The 23,874-nt window shown below is 33.2% G+C and carries 19 protein-coding genes; 18 read left to right on the top strand and 1 reads right to left on the bottom strand.

Annotated features, from left to right (window positions below):
• The 13 genes from sprA (at nucleotide 1) to SD960_RS19860 (ending at nucleotide 16,411) form a co-directional block, all read left to right on the top strand.
• Entirely contained in the window at nucleotides 1-7,245 is a 7,245-nt protein-coding gene (gene sprA / locus SD960_RS19920) for a cell surface protein SprA (RefSeq protein ID WP_318805563.1), read from the top strand.
• A gap of 85 nt (nucleotides 7,246-7,330) precedes the next feature.
• Nucleotides 7,331-7,711 carry a glycine cleavage system protein GcvH gene (gene gcvH, locus SD960_RS19915; protein WP_042565646.1) on the top strand — a complete coding sequence of 127 codons (381 nt, stop codon included), beginning with the start codon at nucleotides 7,331-7,333 and terminating at the stop codon, nucleotides 7,709-7,711.
• Nucleotides 7,704-8,090 carry a VanZ family protein gene (locus SD960_RS19910; protein WP_318805562.1) on the top strand — a complete coding sequence of 129 codons (387 nt, stop codon included), beginning with the start codon at nucleotides 7,704-7,706 and terminating at the stop codon, nucleotides 8,088-8,090. The genes gcvH and SD960_RS19910 overlap by 8 nt, the downstream gene beginning before the upstream one ends.
• Nucleotides 8,091-8,205: 115 nt before the next feature.
• Nucleotides 8,206-8,949 carry a deoxyribose-phosphate aldolase gene (gene deoC, locus SD960_RS19905; protein ID WP_318805560.1) on the top strand — a complete coding sequence of 248 codons (744 nt, stop codon included), beginning with the start codon at nucleotides 8,206-8,208 and terminating at the stop codon, nucleotides 8,947-8,949.
• Nucleotides 8,950-11,091, top strand: a complete 2,142-nt coding sequence (locus tag SD960_RS19900) for an energy transducer TonB (RefSeq protein ID WP_318805558.1) — start codon at nucleotides 8,950-8,952, stop codon at nucleotides 11,089-11,091.
• Nucleotides 11,092-11,246: 155 nt separating this feature from the next.
• Nucleotides 11,247-12,149, top strand: coding sequence for a heme o synthase (cyoE, locus tag SD960_RS19895; RefSeq protein WP_318805557.1), 903 nt, complete (start codon nucleotides 11,247-11,249; stop codon nucleotides 12,147-12,149).
• 2 nt (nucleotides 12,150-12,151) lie between these two features.
• Entirely contained in the window at nucleotides 12,152-12,739 is a 588-nt protein-coding gene (locus tag SD960_RS19890) for a heme-copper oxidase subunit III (RefSeq protein WP_042565650.1), read from the top strand.
• A gap of 42 nt (nucleotides 12,740-12,781) precedes the next feature.
• The gene (locus SD960_RS19885) at nucleotides 12,782-13,765 is read left to right on the top strand and encodes a cytochrome c oxidase subunit 3 (protein WP_318805555.1); all 984 of its coding nucleotides are present in this window, start codon (nucleotides 12,782-12,784) and stop codon (nucleotides 13,763-13,765) included.
• Between the two features lie 18 nt (nucleotides 13,766-13,783).
• Nucleotides 13,784-14,134, top strand: coding sequence for a cytochrome C oxidase subunit IV family protein (locus SD960_RS19880; RefSeq protein WP_042565652.1), 351 nt, complete (start codon nucleotides 13,784-13,786; stop codon nucleotides 14,132-14,134).
• A gap of 78 nt (nucleotides 14,135-14,212) precedes the next feature.
• Nucleotides 14,213-14,878 carry a hypothetical protein gene (locus SD960_RS19875; protein ID WP_318805554.1) on the top strand — a complete coding sequence of 222 codons (666 nt, stop codon included), beginning with the start codon at nucleotides 14,213-14,215 and terminating at the stop codon, nucleotides 14,876-14,878.
• Nucleotides 14,879-14,890: 12 nt separating this feature from the next.
• Nucleotides 14,891-15,580, top strand: a complete 690-nt coding sequence (locus tag SD960_RS19870) for an SCO family protein (RefSeq protein WP_318805553.1) — start codon at nucleotides 14,891-14,893, stop codon at nucleotides 15,578-15,580.
• A 2-nt stretch (nucleotides 15,581-15,582) separates the two neighbouring features.
• Nucleotides 15,583-16,125 carry a DUF420 domain-containing protein gene (locus SD960_RS19865; RefSeq protein ID WP_318805551.1) on the top strand — a complete coding sequence of 181 codons (543 nt, stop codon included), beginning with the start codon at nucleotides 15,583-15,585 and terminating at the stop codon, nucleotides 16,123-16,125.
• Nucleotides 16,115-16,411: a hypothetical protein gene (locus tag SD960_RS19860; protein ID WP_318805549.1), complete on the top strand. Its 297-nt coding sequence runs from the start codon at nucleotides 16,115-16,117 to the stop codon at nucleotides 16,409-16,411. The genes SD960_RS19865 and SD960_RS19860 overlap by 11 nt, the downstream gene beginning before the upstream one ends.
• Before the next feature lie 43 nt (nucleotides 16,412-16,454).
• Here the strand turns inward: SD960_RS19860 and SD960_RS19855 are convergent, their stop codons facing one another.
• Nucleotides 16,455-17,861, bottom strand: coding sequence for a DUF4403 family protein (locus tag SD960_RS19855; protein ID WP_318805548.1), 1,407 nt, complete (start codon nucleotides 17,859-17,861; stop codon nucleotides 16,455-16,457).
• 175 nt (nucleotides 17,862-18,036) lie between these two features.
• Between SD960_RS19855 and SD960_RS19850 the strand changes: the two genes are divergently transcribed.
• The 5 genes from SD960_RS19850 (at nucleotide 18,037) to SD960_RS19830 (ending at nucleotide 23,868) form a co-directional block, all read left to right on the top strand.
• A complete protein-coding gene (locus tag SD960_RS19850) occupies nucleotides 18,037-18,738 on the top strand; it encodes an ABC transporter ATP-binding protein (RefSeq protein WP_073396830.1) in 702 nt (233 codons plus the stop codon).
• Entirely contained in the window at nucleotides 18,731-19,975 is a 1,245-nt protein-coding gene (locus tag SD960_RS19845) for an ABC transporter permease (RefSeq protein ID WP_318805545.1), read from the top strand. The genes SD960_RS19850 and SD960_RS19845 overlap by 8 nt, the downstream gene beginning before the upstream one ends.
• Nucleotides 19,976-19,977: 2 nt before the next feature.
• Nucleotides 19,978-21,243: an ABC transporter permease gene (locus SD960_RS19840; RefSeq protein WP_073396832.1), complete on the top strand. Its 1,266-nt coding sequence runs from the start codon at nucleotides 19,978-19,980 to the stop codon at nucleotides 21,241-21,243.
• A gap of 39 nt (nucleotides 21,244-21,282) precedes the next feature.
• Nucleotides 21,283-22,404 carry an efflux RND transporter periplasmic adaptor subunit gene (locus tag SD960_RS19835; RefSeq protein ID WP_318805543.1) on the top strand — a complete coding sequence of 374 codons (1,122 nt, stop codon included), beginning with the start codon at nucleotides 21,283-21,285 and terminating at the stop codon, nucleotides 22,402-22,404.
• Nucleotides 22,405-22,485: 81 nt separating this feature from the next.
• Nucleotides 22,486-23,868: a TolC family protein gene (locus SD960_RS19830; protein WP_318805541.1), complete on the top strand. Its 1,383-nt coding sequence runs from the start codon at nucleotides 22,486-22,488 to the stop codon at nucleotides 23,866-23,868.
• Nucleotides 23,869-23,874: the final 6 nt, after the last annotated feature.

The following is a 23,874-nucleotide window of genomic DNA, read 5'->3' as shown; positions in this document are numbered from 1 at the left end:
ATGCGTAAAATTTGTATTTTTTTACTTGTTTTGTTTTGCGGGAATGTTTTGCGTGCGCAAGTAAATCAAACAGTTCAAGATACAACTAAAACTCAATTTTCTACAGGTAAGGTAGAGCTCGCAGATCCTCCAAGTATTCTTTCGGCATATAAATACGATCCAATTACAGATCGATATATTTATACAAATTCTGTAGATGGTTTCTCTATAAATTACCCTATTATTCTAACACCAAAAGAATATGAAGATTTAGTTTTAAAAGAATCGAGAAGAGATTATTTTAGAAAAAAATCCGATGCTATTGATGGTAAAAAGACTGGAAGTGAGGCGGCTAAGAAGGATTTACTGCCAAGATATTATATCAATTCAAGTCTTTTCGAAAGTATCTTCGGTAGTAATACAATTGATGTAAAACCTACAGGATCTGTAGAAATGGACTTAGGTGTTCGTTATACCAAGCAGGATAATCCTTCATTCTCACCAAGAAACAGATCAAGTCTTACTTTTGATTTTGATCAGCGTATCAGTATGAGTTTAATGGGTAAAGTAGGTACCAGATTAGAAGTAAATGCTAATTATGATACACAATCTACATTTGCCTTTCAAAACTTATTCAAATTAGCTTACACGCCTTCTGAAGATGATATTATTCAAAAAGTAGAAGTTGGTAATGTTAGCATGCCATTAAACAGCTCACTGATTCGTGGGGCTCAGAGTTTATTTGGTGTGAAAACGCAATTACAATTTGGAAAGACGACAGTTACAGGAGTTTTCTCAGAACAAAAATCACAAACCAAAAGTATAGTTGCAGAAGGTGGAGGAACGGTTCAAAATTTTGATCTTTATGCATTAGACTACGATAACGATCGACATTTCTTCCTTTCTCAATACTTTAGAAATAAATATGATGTTTCATTAAGGAATTATCCTTTTATAGATAGCCGTGTTCAAATTACCAGATTAGAAGTGTGGGTTACCAATAAACAAAACAGGGTAAGCACAACAAACAATAACTTAAGAAATGTTATTGCACTTCAGGATTTAGGAGAAGGGCAATTAACAGGTATTCCTGATAATGAAATTGTTGTTACAAATCCAACAGCAGGATTTTTTAATAATTCAATTGATTCGCCAACAGATAATAATAACAACAAATATGATCCTGAACTTATTGGACAGGCAGGTTCATTCTTAAATTCAAACATTAGAGAAATTGTAACAGCAAAATCAGGTTTCAATAATGCGAATGTTACTGAAGGAACAGATTATTCCGTTTTGGAAAATGCCCGAAAGCTGACTACAAACGAATATACTTTTAATGCGCAATTAGGTTATATATCATTGCAACAGCGTTTGGCAAATGATGAAATTCTTGCAGTAGCTTTTGAGTATACTGTTGGAGGCCAGGTGTATCAGGTTGGAGAATTTGGTAGTGATGGTGTTGATGCAACTGTGGTTACAGGAAATAACACCTCCAATCAGGCCGTTATTACACAAAGTTTGATTTTAAAAATGCTGAAAAGTAGTTTGACCAACGTTCAGAATCCGGTTTGGAACCTGATGATGAAAAACGTGTATCAAATTCCACAGGCTTATCAAATAAAACAAGACGACTTCAGGTTGAATATTCTTTATACAGATCCATCTCCTATAAATTATATATCACCGGTTGCTGGAACTAGCTTTCCATCAAATCCAACTGGAGATAACAAAGTAGACCAGACACCATTATTAAATGTATTTAATCTTGACCGATTAAATTATAATAATGATCCGCAAACAGGAGGTGATGGTTTCTTTGATTATATTCCGGGAATAACAGTCGATGTTCAAAATGGCCGAATTGTTTTTACCACTAAAGAACCTTTTGGAGAACTTATATTTAAAAAATTACAAAATACAGGTTCAGGTGAAAACTATAACGATCCAAGTACATATAATGCGAACCAGCAGAAATATGTGTTTAGAAATATGTATAGAAACACACAATCAGGAGCTTTACAGGACAGTGATAAAAATAAGTTTTTATTACGGGGAAAATACAAGTCTTCAGGAAGTAATGGTATCCCTATTGGTGCATTCAATGTTCCTCAGGGTTCTGTTGTAGTTACGGCTGCGGGAAGAGTTCTTGTTGAAGGTATTGATTATAGTGTAGATTATCAATTAGGAAGAGTTCAGATTCTTGATCCTTCACTTCAGGCATCAAATACGCCAATTGAAGTTTCTTTAGAAAATAATTCAATTTTTGGACAACAAACCAGAAGGTTTATGGGATTCAATATCGAACATAAAATCTCGGAAAATTTTGTTGTTGGAGGAACTTACCTAAAAATGACTGAAAGACCATTTACTCAAAAGTCAAGTTATGGTCAGGAATCAGTAAATAATACCATTTTTGGTTTTAATGGGAATTTTTCAACCGAAGTTCCTTTCTTTACAAGATTAGTAAATAAACTTCCAAATATAGATACAGATGTTCCTTCTAATCTTTCTGTGCGAGGAGAAATTGCATTTTTAAGACCAGATGCTCCAAAGGCGAGTGATTTTGAAGGAGAAGCAACTATATATATAGATGATTTTGAAGGTTCACAATCTACCATCGATATGCGTTCGGCTTATGCATGGAGTTTAGCTTCTACACCGTTTTTAAATTCAATAAACGATAATACTTTTAATGCCAGTTCAAGTACATTAGACTATGGTTTTAAAAGAGCCAAATTATCATGGTATACGATTGATCCGGTGTTTTATTCCTCAAAACCATCTGGTATTTCAAACGATGATTTATCATTAAATACAACTAGAAGAATATACAGTAGAGAATTATATCCAAACACGGATATTGCTCAGGGTCAGATACAAGTAATAAACACATTGGATTTAAGTTATTATCCTTCTGAAAGAGGACCATATAACAATAATCCAACTTTTAATTCAGACCCGGCAACTTCAAATTTTGGTGGAATCATGCGTTCTTTAAATTCAACTAATTTTGAGCAGGGAAATGTTGAATACATACAGTTTTGGGTACTGGATCCTTATGTAGGAAATGGTGAAGCACAAACGAATAACACCGGTAAAATCTATTTCAATTTAGGTGAAGTTTCTGAAGATGTATTAAAAGACGGAAGAAAACAATATGAAAATGGATTAGGCCCAGGTCAGGTTTTGGTAAACCCTCAGCCAATTTGGGGAGATGTTCCGGCATCTCAATCCTTAATTTATGCGTTTGATACAAATGCCGATAACCGTAAAAATCAAGACGTGGGTCTGGATGGTTTACCAAATTCTAAAGAAGCGTCTGTATACACTAATTACGCAGGAGAAGCTGACCCTGCGGCAGATGATTATACCTATTATTTAAATACAGAAGGAGGAGTTCTGGACCGTTATAAAAAATATAATGGAGTAGAAGGAAACTCTCCTGTTAGTATTGATGATCCAAATCGTGGTTCTACAACATTACCAGATGTTGAGGATATTAACCGTGATAATACAATGAACACGATTAATGCTTATTACGAATATAGTATTGACTTAAAACCGGGAATGCAGGTTGGGCAAAATTACATTACCGATATTCGTGAAGTAAGTAATATTGAGCTGCCAAACGGAGCTACAACAAATGCAAGATGGATTCAGTTTAAAATTCCTGTTGCTCAGCCCCAAAATACAATCGGAAATATTACAGATTTTAGATCTATTCGATTTATGCGTATGTTCATGACAGGTTTTAATGATCAGATGACAGTTCGTTTTGGAGCTTTAGATCTAGTTAGAGGAGAGTGGAGAAGATATACAAGTACCCTTGACGCAAATGATACAAATCAGGATGACGACGGTACAGACTTTGATGTTTTAGCTGTAAACGTACAGGAAAACGGTACAAAATGTCCGGTAAATTATGTAATTCCACCGGGAGTACAAAGAGAACAATTGTACAATAACAATACAGTTATTAATCAAAACGAACAATCATTAGCATTACGAGTTTCAGGTTCAGGTTTACAATATCAAGATTCAAGAGCAGTTTTCAAAAATGTAAGTGTTGATATGCGTCAGTACAAAAAACTAAAAATGTTTTTACATGCTGAATCTTTGCCAAACGAAAATACATTATTAGACGATGAAATGGTTGGTTTTATTCGTTTTGGAAATGACTTTACCCAAAACTTTTACCAAGTCGAAATTCCTTTAAAAGTAACAAGAACCGGAGGATCATGTTCAATAGGTGCAGATCAGGTTTGGCTGGAAGAAAATGATATTGATCTTGCACTTGAATTATTGACCAGAATGAAAATTAAGGCAATGAGTGTCGACATTAATTCTGACAAGAGAGATATAAATGGAATCTATTATCCAGACGATGACGCAACAATTGACGGAGGAGATGGAGATGGTGCGCTGCGATTAGGAATAAAAGGAAATCCAAACTTTGGTTTGGTTCGAAATTTAATGGTTGGTTTAAAAAGTAGGGCAGACCATAAAGATATTAAAGGAGAAGTTTGGTTTAATGAACTTCGTATGTCTGATTTGGATAACAAAGGTGGTATGGCTGCGATATTAAATATCGACACCAATATGGCCGATTTTGCGACTATTTCGGCAACAGGTAAAAAGAGTACTATTGGTTTTGGATCATTAGAGCAAGGTGCCAATGAAAGAGATCGTGAAGATATTCAGCAATATAACATTGTAACTAATTTAAATTTAGGAAAACTGCTTCCTCCAAAATGGGGAATTAATTTACCGTTTAATTACGCTATCGGAGAAGAGGTTATTACGCCGGAATACGATCCTTTTAATCAGGATATTAAACTAGATCAATTGCTAAGAGAAACAACTGATCAGGCAGAAAAAGATAACATCAGAACACGTGCTGTAGATTATACAAAGAGAAAAAGTATCAACTTTATCGGAGTAAGAAAAGACAGGGCTCCGGAACAAAAACAGCATATTTACGATGTTGAGAATTTAACGTTTTCACAATCTTACAATCAGGTGGAACGCCATGATTATGAAGTAGAAGATTATGAAGATGAACAGTCAAATACAGCAATAAACTATGCTTACACTTTTCAGCCTAAAGAAGTAGTACCTTTTAAACAAACCAAATTCATGAAGAAAAGTGAATATTGGAAAATTTTAAGTGACTTCAATTTTAATTACTTGCCTTCTAATATTACTTTCAATACTAATATTTTAAGACAAAGCAATCGTCAGCAATATAGAGAAGTTGAAGTTGAGGGAATAGGTCTTGATCCACTTTATAGAAGAAATTTTGCTTTTAATTATCAATACGGTTTTGGTTATAACCTTACAAAATCATTAAAATTAAATTATACAGCAGCGTCTAATAATATCGTTAGAAATTTCTTAAACGATGATAATACGCCAAAAGAAGATTTTAATATTTGGGATGACTATTGGGATATTGGAACACCAAATCAACACATGCAACAATTAGTGTTGAATTATGATATTCCGATTAATAAAATTCCAATATTTAGTTTTGTAAAAGCTAGTTATTCTTATACAGCAGACTATAGCTGGCAGCGTTCTTCAACAGCTTTTTCTGAATACACTGATGATAATGGTAATGTATTTGATTTGGGTAATACTATCCAGAATGCGAATTCAAATACTTTAACAACAACATTAAATATGAATACGTTGTATAAGTATTTAGGTTTGACACCGGGAGGTAAAAAAACGGCAAAACCTAAAACTGCAGCACCGCCAAAACCGGGAGAAAAAATTGTGAATACGGCTAAACCTGTTACGAGCAGCAGTCCTTTTTATGATGGCTTAATTGGTATTTTGACAAGTGTAAAAAACATTCAGATTAATTACACCGAAAATAGTGGTACTGTTTTACCGGGATACACACCAAGTGTTGGATTCTTAGGAACTTCAAAACCATCTTTAGGATTTGTTTTTGGAAGTCAGGATGATGTGCGATATGAAGCGGCCAAAAACGGATGGTTAACCACTTATGATGAGTTTAATCAAAACTTTACGCAAGTAACAAGCAAACTGTTAAAAGTGACAACCAATATTGATTTGTTGCCAGACTTAAAAATCGATTTGACGATGGATCGTTCTTATTCTGAAAATTCATCAGAACAATATAATGTTACTGATGCCGGAGTATATCAACCGCTTTCACCATACACATACGGAATGTTTTCCATTTCGACTGTTATGATAGGGACGGCTTTTTCAACAAGTAACGAAACTCAATCTGCTGCATTTGATGAATTTAGAAGTAATCGTTTAATCATAGCAAATCGTTTGGCTGAAGATCATTATGGAGCAGGAAATGCAATACCAAGATATGATGTTAATGATATTCCAGCAGCGCCAACAGATCCAACTGCAGAGGATCCGTATAAAAAACAGAGAGAGATTTATGAATCTAATCAAGGATATCCGATAGGTTACGGAAAAAGTAATCAGGCTGTATTATTGCCGGCTTTCCTTGCTGCGTACACAGGAGGTGATGCTGAAAAGACATCGACAGGTATTTTTAGAAATTTCCCAATTCCGAACTGGAGTATAAAATACAACGGTTTAATGAGGTACAAATTTTTCAAGGATAAATTCAAACGCTTCTCATTGCAGCATAATTACCGAGCTTCGTATACGATAAACCAATTTAGGTCTAATTTTGATTATGATAAAGCAATAGAAGATCCTCTAAACAATCCGACTCAGGACGTTAATACAAACTTCTTTAATAAAACGATTATGTCAAACGTCAACTTGGTAGAGCAGTTTAGTCCGCTTATTCGAGTAGATTTTGAGTTGAAAAGTTCTTTACGATTGTTAACTGAAATCAAAAAAGACAGAGCTTTATCGATGAGTTTTGATAATAATTTATTGACGGAAGTAAAAGGAATTGAATATGTAGTGGGGTTAGGGTATCGTTTTAAAGATGTGATTTTCTCTTCAAGACTTGCAGATAATCCAACCGGAATCATTAAAAGTGACATCAATATAAAAGCTGATTTTTCTTTTAGAAATAATGAAACTTTGGTTCGATATTTAGATTACGACAACAACCAGTTGGCAGCGGGCCAAAACATTTGGTCTTTAAAACTTACGGCTGATTATTCGTTTAGTAAAAACTTAACCGCAATATTCTATTATGATCATTCATTCTCGAAAGCGGTAATTTCAACATCGTTTCCGTTAACGAACATTCGTTCAGGCTTTACGCTGAGATATAATTTCGGAAATTAATTTTAAGTTTCTAAAGGGGATTTCATTAGAAGATTATTACATTTGTGCCTAAATTATTAAATTATCAATTTTCAAACATACTATTATGAGCATACCAGCAAATTTAAAGTACACAAAAGATCACGAATGGGTTAGCATCGAAGGAGATGTGGCAACTGTAGGAATTACTCATTTTGCTCAAAAAGAGTTAGGAGATATCGTGTATGTTGAAGTAGAAACTTTAGACCAGACACTTGATAAAGATGAGGTTTTTGGAACTGTTGAAGCTGTAAAAACAGTTTCGGATTTGTTTTTGCCTTTAACAGGAGAAATTATTGCTTTTAACGATAGCTTAGAAAGTGCTCCGGAAACTGTAAATTCTGATCCTTATGGAGCTGGATGGATGATTAAAATAAAAATTGCTGATGCATCAGAAATAGATACTTTATTATCTGACGAAGCTTATAAACAACTTATCGGTGCCTAAACAGCTATTGCTTCTTTGGGCAATTATTTGCTCAGGGATTATTACTTATTTTTGTTTGACAGATTCAAGTAATCTTCCAACAGTAGTAAATATTCCAAATGTTGACAAAATTGTACATTTTTGTTTTCATTTTGGATTTACAATTTCCTGGATTTTATTCTTTAAAAAAGAATTAAAAGGGAAGGCTCCTGATGATTATAAAGCTTATTTGATTTCGTTTATATTTTCGGTTTTTTTCGGAATTACGATCGAAATTTTACAAAGTGTTTTTACAACAACAAGAGCTGCAGATGTTACAGATATTTTAGCAAATGCAATTGGAGCTACAATAGGTCTTTTTACAGCCATAGCTTTAAAAAAGCAAATCGATAGAATATAAAAATAAGACCCACTTCGGTGGGTTTTTTATTGCAAAAATGGCAAGATTCAAAAAGAGGTTTTTTTTTTGAATTTTAAATGTATTTTTGTCGAAATTCCACATGTATCTAAAAATCATGAATGTTAAGCAATATTTAGATTCAACTTACTTAAAAACTGCCTCTCAAGCCGGACTTTCGGAAGCAGAAAATCTTATCGTGGTAGAAAATGCAATTTCTGAAGCCATTAGCGAAAATTTTAAACTGATCATGATTCGTTCAGAATATGTGAGTTTGGCAAAAGAAATGATTCTAAAAGCAAATTCGGCTTTACTTGTCGGAACAGTTATCGATTTTCCGGAAGGTAATTCAGATATCGAAACCAAAATCAAAGAAGCAAATGTGGCAATTGAAAATGGGGCAGACGATTTAGACTTTGTTTGTAATTATGAAGCTTTTAAAAACGGGAATCTGGCATTAGTAAAACAAGAAATTTTATTAGGGACCCAAATTGGATTGGCACACAATAAAACATTAAAATGGATTATTGAAGTCGCTGCTTTGACAGATAAAGAAATTATTCAGCTTTCGGCTTTGATAAAAAATATTGTTATATCAAATTTCAAAGAAGAAAATTATGCTTCGGTTTTTGTAAAATCATCCACCGGTTTTTTTAAAACTGAAAATGATTTGCCAAACGGAGCGACAATTCCAACAATAATTATGATGTTAGAAAATGCTTCACCGTTGCCAATAAAAGCAGCCGGAGGTGTTCGAACATATAATGAAGCAATAGAAATGATTCGTTTAGGAGTTAAGCGAATTGGAACTTCGGCAGCAAAAACAATTGTAGACGGAGGAAATACCACAAATCAATATTAAATGAAAATCAAATTTTACACCTTTAAGAATTTTTTATCTTTTATTCTTATCCTGTCTTCCTTAGTTGCCCTTTCTCAGGAAAGGAATAATAGCTCTGTTAAGCCTGGTTTTGCAACAGAGCAATTTCCTGTTTTTCCTAATTGTGAAAATTTGCAATCAAAAAAATTAGAGAATTGTTTTTATAAAGAAGTTCAGGATTTTGTTTATCATAATTTTCAAATTCCTGAAAATTTAAAACAAACAAATTACCAGGGAGAAGTAAAAGTGCTTTTTGAAGTAGATATTAACGGTGAGTTTAAAGTGATTTATGTCAATGCAGAGAACGAAGCTTTATCAGAAGAAGCTAAACGTGTTTTTGGTACATTTCCGAAAATTAAACCTTCATCATATAGTGGAAAGCCAACCTATTCTAAATATACAATTTCGATCGCTATTCCCTTAAAAAGTGCCGATCAAATTGAAGCTGAAGCTTTGGCTGCAGCCGAAATTGAAAAACCACTCGAAAAACCAATGACCGAGTTGGATAGTATTGTGTATAAAAAATATAATAATCCTGAATTTGAAAGTCATTTAAATATTCCGTTTTCTCATAGTTATTATGCGCAGTTTGACGGTGCAATGAATCAGGTTGGAAGTAACAATCATACAGCTTCAAAACCTTATACTTATGCTGAGGTTTCAAAATATTATAATTTGAAAGCTGTAAATGAATCACTTCAAAAAAATGTTTCGACCTGGTTGGGAAGAAAGTTTTGGAATCAAAATTTAGTTCAGATTCAGGGTGAAGATTATTGGATAGCACTAAACCCCATTCTTGATTTGCAAATGGGTAAAGCTTCAGATCTTGATGCTACCTATACTTTTGTAAATACACGTGCCTTAAATTTTAGAGGAGGTTTAGGAAAACAAATTAATTTTACAACAACTGTTTTTGAAAGCCAGGGCCGATTTGCGGGTTATTATAATGATTATGCAGAAAGTTTGAAGCCTTCAGGTGGAAATCCTGCAATTATTCCGGGAATGGGTATTGGAAAAGAATTTAAAACTGATGCTTATGATTTTCCTTTAGCAGAAGCGAATATTACTTTTGCACCTAGTAAAATTTTCGATTTTCAGTTAGGTTATGGGAGAAATTTTATTGGAGACGGATACCGTTCGTTGCTTGAAAGTGATGGAGCGAGTCCTTATCCGTATTTTAAAATCAATACCACTTTTTGGAAAATAAAATACACGAACACTTACATGTGGCTCAAAGATGTGCGCCCGGACGTTACAGTAGAAAGAACTTATGCCTCTAAGTATATGGCGAATCATTACTTGAGCTGGAATGTTTCGAATAAATTGAATTTTGGTTTCTTTGAATCAGTAGTTTGGACAGATACAAATAATAGAGGGTTTGATGTAAATTTTGTAAACCCTGTCATATTTTATCGTTCTGTTGAGTTTGCATCTTCTTCAAGAAGTGGAAATGCGCTTTTAGGATTTACTGCGAAATACAAGTGGAATAACAATGTTAACTTTTACGGTCAGTTTCTTTTAGATGAATTTTCAGTTTCTGATATGGGAGCAGGAGAGCAGAGCTGGAAAAATAAATTTGGATATCAGCTTGGTGCTAAATATTTTAATGCTTTTAAAGTTAAAGATTTATTGTTGCAGCTTGAGTATAATCATGTGCGTCCTTATGTTTACGAGCATAGTGCTGTCATTACAAACTATGGTCATAATAACCAAAGTATCGGGCATCAGTGGGGAGGTAATTTTGAAGAATTAGTTGTAATTGGCCGTTATCATAAAGGCCGTGTTTTTGGAGATGCTAAATTTACAATGGGAACACGAGGCTTAGATTTTGATACTGCACAGAACAGCTTTAATTATGGTGGGAATATTTATAAGAGTTATGATGAAAAGCGTCCTTATGATACTGGAGTAAAAGTAGGACAAGGTAATAAAACAAGTATTTTTATTGCTGACATTCAAGGAGGATATTTAATAAATCCGATGACTAATTTAAAATTATTTGGAAGTTTTATTTACAGAAACTTTGATCCAACGCAAGAAACAGCAACTACTTTTAAGCAAAATACAACATGGTTTACTATCGGATTACGTTCTGATGTCTTTAATTGGTATTTCGATTACTAGCATTTAATAAGATTTTTCGAAATAATAGTGTTAAAAATGTACAAGTCCTTATTTTGTAAAGGTTTTATTGAAAAAAATCTAATTTTATAGTTCAGGATTCTACAATCTAATTTGTACATTTGCACCACTCAAAAAAATATACAAACAATCAAGGTTTGAACGCTACAAAAAATACAATTTCATTAAAATCGATATTTCTGGATTTCAAAGAGATCACTAAAGCTGGTTTGGCTATTAGTGTTTTGTTTTCTTCAATAGCCGGATATTTGTTGGGGGTAAATGCTGAACACCCTTTTCAATGGAGTGTTTTGCTAGTTTTATCTATTGGTGGATATTGCATGGTTGGGGCTTCAAATGCTTTTAATCAGGTAATAGAAAAAGATATTGATTCATTAATGGATCGCACAAAAAATCGTCCGGTTCCTTCAGGGCGTATGTCTCCAACAATGGCTTTGGTTGTAGCAAGTTTGCTTACAATTATTGGTATTGCTTTGCTTTATACCATTAATGCAAAGTCGGCAATGTTTGCTGCAATTTCGATATTTTTGTATACAAGTATTTATACACCTTTAAAAACAGTAACTTCGTTATCGGTTTTTGTGGGGGCATTTCCAGGTGCAATTCCGTTTATGTTAGGATGGGTTGCAGCTACAGGAGATTTTGGAATAGAAGCCGGAACTTTGTTTTTAATTCAGTTTTTTTGGCAATTTCCTCATTTTTGGGCAATTGGCTGGTTTTTATATGAAGATTATGAAAAAGCGGGAATCTTTATGCTTCCAACAGGTAAAAAAGATAAAGGAACCGCGTTGCAAATTATTTTATACACCGTTTGGTTGATAATAGCTTCGTTGTTGCCGGTTTTAGGATATACAGGACAATTGTTTATAACACCAATTGCAGCAGTTTTGGTTTTTTTATTGGGATTGTGGATGTTGTTTTATGCAATACGATTATATCAATTGCGAACTGCAAAAGCTGCGAGAACATTGATGTTGGTAAGTGTTTCGTATATTTCGTTGCTGCAAATTGTGCTTATAGTAGATAAATTTTTAAGATAGTTATGGAAATGACAATGACAACAAGTGAAGAACAGGTACAAAAATCAAAATCGGCAAAACTGATTTTGTTATTTGCAATGGTAAGTATGACCATGATGTTTGCCGGACTTACAAGTGCATTTGTAGTAAGTAAATCAAGAGCAGATTGGTTGAAGAATTTTGAATTGCCAATCGCATTTTATTATAGCACAGCTGTAATTTTAGGTTGTAGTGTTACTTTTTATTTGGCAAAAAAAGCTATCCAGAAAGATAACAGAAGTGCAACAACAGCTTTTCTTTTAGGGACATTAGCCTTAGGAATTTTATTTGTGGTTTTACAATTTGCAGGTTTTGGACAAATCGTAGAAAGCGGATATTATTTCACAGGAGAAGGTAGTTCAATTACTACAACTTTTCTTTATGTAGTAACGGTGACGCACTTATTGCACTTGGCTGGAGGATTAATTTCACTTTTAATTATAATTTATAATCATTTTAAACAAAAATACAATTCGACTCAAACTCTTGGTATAGAACTAGGTGCGATGTATTGGCACTTTTTGGATTTATTATGGGTATATTTATTTTTATTTTTATATTTCTTTAAATAAGAAAAAAACGTAAATTTGGGAACTTTTTAACGAATATCTTTTATGGAAGCGACAGTTACTACTGCAAATAACGACGAAAAAACTTGGGGAGGCGGAGATATCCAGCCATTAGGAGCAAGTTATGGTAAAATGATGATGTGGTTTTTTATCGTATCAGATGCCCTTACATTCTCTGGATTCCTTGCTGCTTATGGTTTTTCTAGATTCAAATTTATTGAAACCTGGCCTTTGGCTGATGAAGTGTTTACTCACTTCCCATTTATGCATGGCGTTTCGGCTCCTATGTATTATGTAGCCTTAATGACTTTTATTTTGATTTTCTCATCTGTAACAATGGTTTTAGCTGTTGATGCAGGTCATCATTTGAAAAAGACAAAAGTGGCTGTATATATGTTCTTAACTATTATTGGAGGTTTAATTTTCGTTGGTTCTCAAGCATGGGAATGGAAAAACTTCATTAAAGGAGAATATGGTGCAGTTGAAACTGCAGGAGGAAGTTTATTGCAATTCGTTGATAAAGATGGTAAAAGAGTAGCTCTTGAGGAGTTTGCTGTAAAATTACCGGAGCAAAGAGAAGCTTTAACAAGAAGCAAAGAAAAATGGTTTATGGAAGATGCTGAAACGCAGCCAACCTATTCTGTAGCTGAAATCCAGGCTGGTTTTAAAGCACATCCTGATTTGTTGATAAGAACAGAAACGCTTACTGCAAAAAAGAAAAAAACAGTTTTAACAAGAGCAGAATCTGAGTCTCGTTTAAGTACTGCAAAATATGTTGTAGAAGGTGCAAACTTAACTAGAAACGAATACGGAAGTAAATTGTTTGCCGATTTCTTCTTCTTCATTACAGGATTCCACGGATTCCACGTATTTTCTGGAGTTATCATTAATATCATTATTTTCTTTAATGTTTTATTGGGTACTTACGAGAAAAGAAGAAGCTATGAAATGGTAGAGAAAGTTGGTTTATACTGGCACTTTGTCGATTTAGTTTGGGTATTTGTATTTACAGTTTTCTACTTAGTTTAATTTTAGATTTTTATTATTATGTCACACGAGCACGTATCAAATACAAAAAGAATCTGGTTTGTTTTCGGACTATTATCAGTAGTAACTACAGTAGAAGTTATCCTTGGTATTTTAAAACCAGCATCATTAGAGTTTAATCATTTTATTGGTTTGAATTTGTTAAACTGGATTTTCTATATCCTGACAATATTCAAAGCATATTATATAGTATGGGCATTTATGCACATGGAAGGTGAAAAAAGCAGCCTTAGATGGTCTGTTGTTTCTCCAGTTATATTCCTAGTTTTATATTTATTGTTTATTCTGTTGACAGAAGGACATTATATTTATGGGGTTTTTAAAGATTCTACTATTAAATGGAATTTTTAACATGATATTAATTCGAAAAGAGTCCCGATAACATCGGGATTTTTTTATTTTTGTATCTCAATAACTTCCACTACTACAATGAAAAAAAATATAGTTCTCTTTGTGCTTTTTGTTCTGCCAATTGTTGCCTATTTGTTTTTTGCTTCCGGGGTTAATAGTTTTTCTAAACTGCCTACAATAACTCCAAAGATTGCAGATTTTGGTAATTGGAAATCTTTAAATGGAAAAAAAGTTTCACTTGATAAAAAGATAACGGTTTTAGGTTTTTCAGGTTCAGAAATTTTAAATAATCGTGGTAACTATTTCAACTTAAACGAAAAAATATACAAACGTTACAATGGTTTTGAAGATCTTCAGTTTGTAATACTTTGCCCTGTCGGAACCGAACAACAAGCCCAAAAAGTATTAGATGCATTAAAACCTTTTACAGATGTAAAAGGCTGGAACTTTGTTTTTGCTTCTCCCGAAGAAATTAAAACATTTTACAATCAGTTACATTTAAAAGGAAAACTAGATGATAATTTAGGGACATCATATGTTTATATAGTTGATAAGGAAAGAAACTTAAGAGGCAGAAAAGGGGCAAATAAAGAGAATAAAGACAATAAAGAAGAGTATAAGGAAGGTTATGATACTTTTCATCCATCTGAATTAAGTAATGAAATGCTTGATGATTTTAAAATCATTTTATACGAATATCGTGCTGCTCTAAAAAAGAATCACAATGCCACTAAACAACTTTAAATAGCAATCATAATGTTTAAAAATAAATCATATATCGGAATTTCATTTATCATTTTAATTTTCGGAATTTATGCTGTGCCAAAAATTGTAGACAGAATAAAAAACGGTGAAGTTGTAAAAGGAAACCGATTGGATAATGTAGGCTTGAAAACTGATAAATCCGATGCAAAATTGTTAACTATTGGTCCCGCTCCAAAATTTGAATTAACAAATCAGGACAACGTTAAAATTTCAAATGAAACCTATAAAGGAAAAGTTTATGTATTGGAGTTTTTCTTTACTACGTGCCCTTCAATTTGTCCAAAAATGAATTTGAGCATGTTAGAGATCGAAAAGACTTTTTTTGGAAACCCTAATTTCGGAATTGTTTCTATTACAATTGATCCTAATCATGATACCCCGCAAGTTTTAAAAGACCATGCTAAATTATTAGGTGTGAAATCTTCAAACTGGAATTTCCTGACTGGCGATAAAGCGGTCATTATGGATTTGTCTAACAAAGGTTTTAATTTATATGCGGGAGAAAATGCTAAAGTAAACGGAGGTTTTGAACATTCTGGTTTATTTGCTTTAATTGATAAAGATGGAAATATTCGTTGTCGTAAGGATGAATTTGGAAATCCAATTTTATATTATGACGGATTAGATAAAAAAGGAGTTAGAGATATTCAGGAAGATATTAAAATATTATTAGCAGAATAAAAATGGAAGATCATTCATTAGAAAAAAAATTCAGCAAGTTTATTGTTGCAGTTTCAATTATAATTCCGGTAGTGGTTGCTATCTTGTTTGGAGTGAAATTAAAAGATTTTGGTTACAACGTGGAGCCGTTATCCTTTTTACCTCCAATTTATGCTACTACTAATGGTATTACTGCTATAGTTTTGGTTTGGGCAGTAATCGCAATTAAAAACGGAAAACGTAAACTTCATGAACGGTTAATGACTTTTGCCATTTCATTGTCAGTTGCTTTCTTAGTTATGTATGTAGCTTATCATATGACCTCTGATTCTACCAAATTTGGTGGAGAAGGAGCTATTAGATATGTATATTTCTTTATTTTAGTAACTCACATTTTATTATCTATTGCCATTATTCCTTTGGTATTAATATCATATGTAAGAGCACTTGCAGAAAATTTTGACAGACATAGAAAAATAGCAAAAATCACTTTCCCGCTTTGGTTATATGTTGCGGTTACAGGTGTAGTGGTTTATTTAATGATTTCTCCTTATTATGTATATTAAAAAAGAATATAGAACAAAGAATAAAGAAAATAGAGTGGAAGGCAAGTTTAAAAGTTCTCTTTTATCAAAATGTCTCTATATTCTATTCTCTATTTTCTTTTCTCTGAGTGCTAATGCCCAATGTGCGATGTGCCGCGCTGCCCTTGCAGGAGATTCAAATGTAAAAAAAGCAGAAGCTGTAAATGATGGAATCGTTTACTTAATGGTGATTCCGTATTTATTGGTTGCTGTTATTGGATATCTGATTTACAGAATGTATCAGTCTAAAAAGAAAAAAGCAGTATAAATAATTTTATACTGCTTTTTCTTTTTAGATTCTATTTCAATCTTTATTTCAATCCATCAACAGAAACATTTACCGTTCCGTTTATCTTTATAAAAGCAATAATGGCCTGATTGGTTAACTGGATTTTATCAAACTGAATATCTTCCATTTTTCCATTAACAAAAACTCCGGGTAAAGGAGAATAGTTTTTAAGATAAGCTGCCATGTTTTTTTTACCTTCTTCTAAATTTGGCTGTATCGAATAACGACAGCTTTCTTCCATTTTCTTCAGGATATAACCTTGTCCTAACCAACTGGCAGTACGCATCAATTTACTTTTGGTATCTAAAACATAATCTAATTTGTCGAAGTAAATTTCTTTGGTTTGAACATTATATTGTGGAACTCCGTTTAAATAAAGTGTTCCATTTACAGATCCTAAAACATCTAATGCAATTACCATTTTGCCATTTTTATGCCAGATCGCTACATTTTTAACGGTAACTTTTTTGCTTCCTGATCCAAATTCCTGACCTGCAAAATTGGTAGTCATTATTTTTGAGGCATCGGCATATGTTGAGATCGCGGCAATATTGGCCGAAATTTGATTTGGTATTTTTGCAACCGGTTTTAAAACAATTTTGCTCGCATTGAATTTAGATTCTGGTTGTTTTCCAATGATCGTTTCCATGTTGCACTTCATTCCCATGTCTAATAAAAACAAATCGTTTTTAAATTTTACATTGGTTGAATACACTTCAACGGGAACAATTCGCAACCAGGTTTCATAAGTATCATTCATTTTAAATGGAGTACATATTTTTTCTAAAGCTGATAAGACATTAGGTTTGAAATCCATAGATTTTTCGATGGCATCGTCGATGCTTTTTTCAATTTTCGATTTGAAAATAGAAATTGCCGGATTTACTAAATAGGTAATCGGCATGTTTTTCCCAAAAACTGTCATTGTTGGACTTTCGTTCCAATTGAGAGATTTAAATTCTGTTTTTGTGTTAAGTTTCCAATTGGTTAAGGCAACTTCACTTGATAAAGTAATTACCCCATTTAAGTTGAACTCACGGGTATCATAAAGTTCTACACCTAGTTTTTTGGTGCCAATGCGATACTTGATTGTGGCTTTTAAGGGCAAAATAGTTTTTATTTTTTTATCCGGATTTGCTGCATCATTTTGAATTTTTATTGGAGCCTGTTTCCAGATTTTCATTTCAATATCATCATCTTCAATATTATTGTCTTCAAAAATTAATCCGTTTAAAAGTGTATTCGTCTGATTTTCGATATCATGAAGTTTTACAGTTATGGGTAAATTAATAAATGATGGGTTTGCATCGTAAACTAAAGGACTTGCGTCGTCTGGTTCTGGTTTTAATGTTTCTAATTTTTGGGATGTTGAGCAGCTAATAAGTGTTGTAAGTGCTAGGAATACTGATAGTATTGAAGAAAACTTCATCGTTAAGATTTTTTTAGTAGTGCAAAATTAAGAAAACAATTATATTATTATGAAAAAGTGTAACATTTAATAATAAATTGAGTCTTATTGAAATAGTATCGCACAATTATTAACTTTTTATTACCATAAAATACTTAATAAAAATATTATTATTGTCTTAAAATTTAACAATATCATGATCGAAATCAAAGATTTGCATAAGTCCTATAAAATGGGAAGTTCTACGCTGCATGTGTTAAAAGGAATAAATTTTAATATAGAAGAAGGCGAATTGGTTGCGATTATGGGATCTTCAGGATCTGGAAAATCGACACTTCTTAATATTTTAGGCATTTTGGATGAGGCAGATTCTGGTAGTTATATTTTAGACAAAACACCAATAAAAAAACTAAACGAAACGATAGCCTCAAAATATCGTAATAAATTTTTAGGATTTGTTTTTCAGTCATTTAATCTGATTAATTATAAAACGGCTCTTGATAATGTTGCAATGCCCTTATATTATCAGGGAATAAAAAGAAAAGAACGCTACGAAATCGCCATGAAATATTTGGAGAAAGTAGGTTTAGGATCTCATTCGCACCATTTGCCAAACGAACTTTCCGGAGGGCAAAAACAGCGTGTGGCGATTGCAAGGGCTTTGGCATCAAATCCAAAAGTTTTGTTGGCCGATGAACCAACAGGTGCTTTGGATACTAAGACTTCGTATGAAGTTATGGAACTTATTCAGGGAATTAACGACGAGGGTAAAACCATTTTGATCGTAACCCACGAACCTGATATTGCTGCAATGTGCAAAAGAAACGTAGTCCTGAAAGATGGATTAATTATCGATGATAAAAAGGTAGAACAAGTTAGAGCTTCATCTTATGTTTAATATAGAGCGTTGGCAGGAAATATTTGAGGCAATCTCTAAAAACCGGTTAAGAACATTTCTTACCGGGATTTCTGTGGCTTCGGGTATTTTTATTTTAGTGATTCTGTTGGGAGCCGGAAAAGGACTTCAAAACGGAATTGAAAAACAATTTGAGCGCGATGCTGCCGGAATCATTGAGGTTTGGTCCGGTACAACGACAAAGGAATACAAAGGTTTAAATCCCGGAAGACAAATTCAGTTTCGCAATAGTGATTATTCGCAATCAGTTCAGAAATTCGAGGATAAACTCGATTTGCGAGCGTCGACTTTTAATTTTTGGGGTGCTAATTTCACCTATGGTAAAGAATCAGGAAGTTATCAATACAGGGGTGTAGATCCTGATTATGGCGGAATTGAAAATCTTACCATTGTTCAGGGACGATTTGTAAATGCCAAAGATCTGGCTAATAATGAAAAAGTCGCTACTATTGGAATGAAGGTAAAAACAGATTTGTTTAAAGACAGTGATGCAATTGGAAAAGAAATTTTAATTAATAATATCAACTTTAAAGTAATAGGAGTTTTTACAGATCCGGGCGGAGAAAGAGAAGAAACAAGAGCTTACTTACCTAAAACTACTGTGCAGAGAACTTTTGGCGGAGGAGATAAAATAAGCAATTTGTTTTTTACTTTAAAAAAGACAAATAATTATGATGAGGCTTTGGCGCAATCTGAAAAATTTACTCAGGATTTAAAAAATTTACTTAAGAGTAAAAATGTTGTTGCTCCGGAAGATGATGGTGGAATAAATGCTTATAATTCGGTTAAGGACGCTAAACAGTTTTATGATTTAAACTTATATATCAGATTGTTTTTTTGGTGGGTTGGTATTTTTACTATAATTGCCGGTGTTGTGGGTGTAAGTAACATCATGCTTATTGTTGTAAAAGAAAGAACAAAGGAAATAGGTATTCGTAAAGCTTTAGGAGCATCTCCATTTTCGATAATTTCTATGATACTTCACGAATCAATTTTTATAACCACTATTGCTGGATTTACAGGTTTATTGGCAAGTTTGTTATTGCTGGAGTTTGTAGGGCCGATGGTGCAGAGCGAATATTTTAGAAATCCCGAAGTAGACTTTAGTGTGGCTTTAACAACACTTGTTTTACTTGTATTTGCAGGAGCCCTGGCAGGATTTTTTCCTGCGTACAGAGCAGCCAAAATAAAACCTATTGTAGCACTTAGAGACGAATAACTATGTTTAATAAAGATAATTGGGACGAGATTTTACAGGCTTTAACAGCAAATGTTTTCAGAACGATTTTAACTGCGTTTGGTGTCTTTTGGGGAATATTTATTCTGGTAATTTTACTGGCTGCAAGTAAAGGCCTGGAAAACGGTGTAAAAAAAGGTTTTGACGGAATTGCCACAAACACGATGTTTATGTGGAGTCAGACAACATCAAAAGCCTATAAAGGATTGCCAAAAACACGTCGTTTTGACTTTAGAAATAGCGATGTTCCTGCTTTAAAAGCGGCGTTACCAGATTTGCTGTATGTTTCTCCGAGAAATCAGCTAGGAGATTTTAACGGTACTAATAATGTGGTGCGAGGAACCAAAACTTCTTCTTTTACAATTTACGGTGATTATCCGGAGCTGATCAAACAGCAGCCTATGGATATCATTAAAGGACGTTTTATAAATCAGCAGGATATTAATGATAAAAGAAAAGTTGCCATTATTGGTAAAGGAGTTATTAGTGAACTTTACGGTAAAGAAGAAGAAACAATAGGCAGTTATGTAAAAATAAATGGCATAAACTTTATGGTTGTTGGAATTTATAATTCTAAACAGCAAGGTGGAAATGCGGAACAGGAACAAAAAAATATTTTTATTCCGTTTACAACTTTTCAGCAGGCATTTAATTATGGTGATAAAGTAGGATGGATGGCTATTACAGCAAAAGACGAAACTTCGATTACAGACCTAAAACCTAAAATTTTAGAATTAATTAAAGCACTGCATTCTGTAAATCCTGCAGATGACAGAGCAGTTGGAAATTTTGATTTATACGAGCAGTTTAATAAAGTGCAAAGTTTGTTTAATATATTAAAAATCATTGCTTATTTTGTAGGAACTTTGGTGCTGATTTCAGGAGTAATTGGTATTTCAAATATCATGCTTATTGTAGTTAAAGAACGTACCAAAGAAATTGGAATTCGCAGGGCTCTGGGAGCAACACCAGCGGCTATTCGCGGACAAATTTTATCGGAATCTATATTCCTGACTATTATTTCGGGTATGTTCGGAATTGCTTTTGCAACCGGGCTTATAGCACTTTTAAATATGGCTTTAGATTCTATGCCGCCAGGAAGTGATACCATGTTTGCGAATCCAAGTGTTGATTTAGGGGTTGTATTTGTTGCTTTATTAATATTAGTGGGATCTGGTTTATTGGCAGGATTTATTCCGGCCCAAACCGCAATTAATGTAAAGCCAGTAGATGCTTTACGAACAGAATAAAATTATCAATCAAAAATAATCGAATTAAACCAAAACAAAATGAAAAAAGGAGTAACTGTAACCATTTTAATTTTTATTGCTATAGTTTTCTTTGGCGCGCTGTATTATTTATACGCTAAGAATCAAGAGTCTCCAATTGTATTTAAAACGGAGAAAGCAGAAATTAAAACGATCGTAAAAAGTACTATTGCGACGGGTAATATTCAGCCTGATGAAGAGGTTCTAATCAAGCCAAACATCTCAGGAATTATCGAGCAGGTTTATATTAAAGCGGGCGAAAAAATCAAAGCCGGAGATATGATTGCAAAAATCAGGGTTGTTGCCAATGTATCCAACGTGAGTTCTACTCAAAATCAGGTACAGACAGCTAAAATTGCTTTAGACAATCAGGAGAAAATCTATAAAAGACAAAAAACATTATTTGACAAAGATGTCATTTCTGCCAATGATTTTGATGCTGCGCAACTAGCTTATACGCAGGCAAAACAAAATTATCAGGCGGCAAGACAAAGTCTGGATATTGTAAAAACAGGAACAACAACTTCTTTGGGAAGTTATGCAAATACCTTAATTCGCTCTACTGTAAACGGAATGGTTTTACAGGTTCCTGTAAAAGTAGGAAATCAGGTTATTGAAAGTAATAACTTTAATGAAGGAACTACAATTGCCAGCGTTGCCGATGTGGGAAGGATGATTTTTATTGGAAAAATTGACGAATCTGAAGTTGGAAAAATAAAAGTTCAAATGCCAATTGAAATTACAGTTGGAGCTATTGAAAATAAAAAATTTACGGCTGTTCTTACTGATATTGCGCCAAAAGGAGTTGTAGAAAATGGAGCTATTCAGTTTGAAATTAAAGCTTCTTTAGAAAATAAAGATGCTACTTTTATCAGAGCAGGATTAAGTGCAAATGCTTCTATTATTTTAGAGAAAGCAGATAAAGTTTTAGCCATAAAAGAATCATTGGTGCAATTTGACAAAAAAACACAAAAACCTTATGTTGAAATAGAAACTGCTCCACAAAAATTTCAAAGAAGAGATTTAGTTTTAGGAGTTAGTGATGGAATTTATGTTCAGATTAAAAGCGGAATTAAAGCTTCGGATAAAATTAAAATCTGGAATCAGGGTTTGATTACTGAAGGCGAAGGAGAAAAAAAATAATCTGAAAGCGTAAAGGTTCTTTTGGTTTTTAAAAAATGTTAAATTTGCGTAGTGTCTTTGCTATGCTTTCATCTAAAAAATATGAAAATAAATAAATATAATAGTCTTATTGTTGCTTTGTTATTTGGGTTAGGTTTATCTGCTCAGACACAACCAAAGCAATGGACACTTGAAGAATGCGTGAGATATGCATTAGACAATAATATCACGATTAAACTGTCAGAGTTAGATGTAAAAAGCGCTGATATTGATAAAAAAGGTGCTTTAGGAAGTTATCTTCCATCAGTAAGCGGGAGTGCTTCACACTCCTGGAATATTGGTTTGAACCAGGATGTTACGACAGGTATCTTGCGTAACCAGACAACTCAATATTCATCTATAGGTTTAAATGCCGGAGTTGATATTTACAAAGGACTGCAAAATCAAAATAACTATCGAAGAGCAAAACTTGCTATTGTAGCGTCAAAATATCAACTGTTGAAAATGCAGGAGGATATTTCGTTAAACGTTGCTAATGCCTTTTTAGAAATTCTTTTTAATAAAGAAAATTTAAAAGTTAAAAAGGAACAATTGGCGATTGATGAAAAACGATTTGCGAGATCTGAAGAAATGGTAAATGCAGGAACGATTCCTCGTGGTGATTTGTTTGACTTGAAAGCTACGGTTGCAACAGATCAACAAGCTATTATAGTTGCCGAAAACAGTTTGTTAATTTCTAAATTAAGTCTGGCACAGCTTTTACAACTTAAAGAATTTGCAGATTTTGATGTAATCGACGATACCAATGCTAAGGATGAGAATAATATCATGGCACAAAGCCCGGTTGATATTTACAATAAAGCCAAAGAAATAAGAACCGAGTTGAAATTAGCACAAACCAACCTTGAAATTGCAGAGAAAAATGTCGCTATTGCAAAAGGTGCTTACCAGCCAACACTGAGAGGTTTTTATGGTTTTAATACCAGAGCTAGCTATAGTGATCAAACCAAATTCGACGAAAACAACATTCCTTATGTTGTAGGTCCAGACCCTGTTTTTCAGCAATTTAGTGATAATAAAGGGCATAATTTTGGTTTTCAATTAGACATTCCAATTTTTAATGGATTCTCAATTAAAAATAATGTTGAACGCAATAAAGTAACTTTAGAGAAATCTAAAATAGATTTAGAGCAAAAAAGTTTAGATTTGCAACGTAACGTTTATACCGCTTTTACAGATGCTAAAGGAGCTTTGAATGCTTATGAATCTTCTACTGTAACTTTAGAAGCAAGACAGCAGGCTTATAACTATGCAAAAGAAAAGTACGATGTAGGTTTGATGAATTCATTTGATTTTACGCAGGCACAAACATTGTTAACAAACGCACAGTCAGATGTTATCAGAACGAAATACGATTACATGTTCAAAATAAAAATACTTGAATTTTACTTTGGAATTCCAATTGTTCCAATTATCGCAAAATAATTTATT

The organism is Flavobacterium sp. MMLR14_040 (assembly GCF_033657265.1).
GTDB lineage: Bacteria > Bacteroidota > Bacteroidia > Flavobacteriales > Flavobacteriaceae > Flavobacterium.
Note: the sequence above shows the minus strand (reverse complement) of the source record. Positions and strands in the feature narration are given on the sequence as shown.

What these genes read in the sequence shown, in the direction of transcription:
- SD960_RS19865 (WP_318805551.1), top strand. Translation starts at nt 15,583, where the DNA reads ATGGAAGATCATTCATTAGAAAAAAAATTCAGCAAGTTTATTGTTGCA.
- deoC (WP_318805560.1), top strand. Translation starts at nt 8,206, where the DNA reads ATGAATGTTAAGCAATATTTAGATTCAACTTACTTAAAAACTGCCTCT.
- SD960_RS19870 (WP_318805553.1), top strand. Translation starts at nt 14,891, where the DNA reads ATGTTTAAAAATAAATCATATATCGGAATTTCATTTATCATTTTAATT.
- SD960_RS19885 (WP_318805555.1), top strand. Translation starts at nt 12,782, where the DNA reads ATGGAAGCGACAGTTACTACTGCAAATAACGACGAAAAAACTTGGGGA.
- SD960_RS19900 (WP_318805558.1), top strand. Translation starts at nt 8,950, where the DNA reads ATGAAAATCAAATTTTACACCTTTAAGAATTTTTTATCTTTTATTCTT.
- SD960_RS19850 (WP_073396830.1), top strand. Translation starts at nt 18,037, where the DNA reads ATGATCGAAATCAAAGATTTGCATAAGTCCTATAAAATGGGAAGTTCT.
- sprA (WP_318805563.1), top strand. Translation starts at nt 1, where the DNA reads ATGCGTAAAATTTGTATTTTTTTACTTGTTTTGTTTTGCGGGAATGTT.
- SD960_RS19880 (WP_042565652.1), top strand. Translation starts at nt 13,784, where the DNA reads ATGTCACACGAGCACGTATCAAATACAAAAAGAATCTGGTTTGTTTTC.
- SD960_RS19840 (WP_073396832.1), top strand. Translation starts at nt 19,978, where the DNA reads ATGTTTAATAAAGATAATTGGGACGAGATTTTACAGGCTTTAACAGCA.
- SD960_RS19855 (WP_318805548.1), bottom strand. Translation starts at nt 17,861, where the DNA reads ATGAAGTTTTCTTCAATACTATCAGTATTCCTAGCACTTACAACACTT.
- SD960_RS19875 (WP_318805554.1), top strand. Translation starts at nt 14,213, where the DNA reads ATGAAAAAAAATATAGTTCTCTTTGTGCTTTTTGTTCTGCCAATTGTT.
- SD960_RS19860 (WP_318805549.1), top strand. Translation starts at nt 16,115, where the DNA reads ATGTATATTAAAAAAGAATATAGAACAAAGAATAAAGAAAATAGAGTG.
- SD960_RS19845 (WP_318805545.1), top strand. Translation starts at nt 18,731, where the DNA reads ATGTTTAATATAGAGCGTTGGCAGGAAATATTTGAGGCAATCTCTAAA.
- SD960_RS19890 (WP_042565650.1), top strand. Translation starts at nt 12,152, where the DNA reads ATGGAAATGACAATGACAACAAGTGAAGAACAGGTACAAAAATCAAAA.
- SD960_RS19835 (WP_318805543.1), top strand. Translation starts at nt 21,283, where the DNA reads ATGAAAAAAGGAGTAACTGTAACCATTTTAATTTTTATTGCTATAGTT.
- SD960_RS19830 (WP_318805541.1), top strand. Translation starts at nt 22,486, where the DNA reads ATGAAAATAAATAAATATAATAGTCTTATTGTTGCTTTGTTATTTGGG.
- gcvH (WP_042565646.1), top strand. Translation starts at nt 7,331, where the DNA reads ATGAGCATACCAGCAAATTTAAAGTACACAAAAGATCACGAATGGGTT.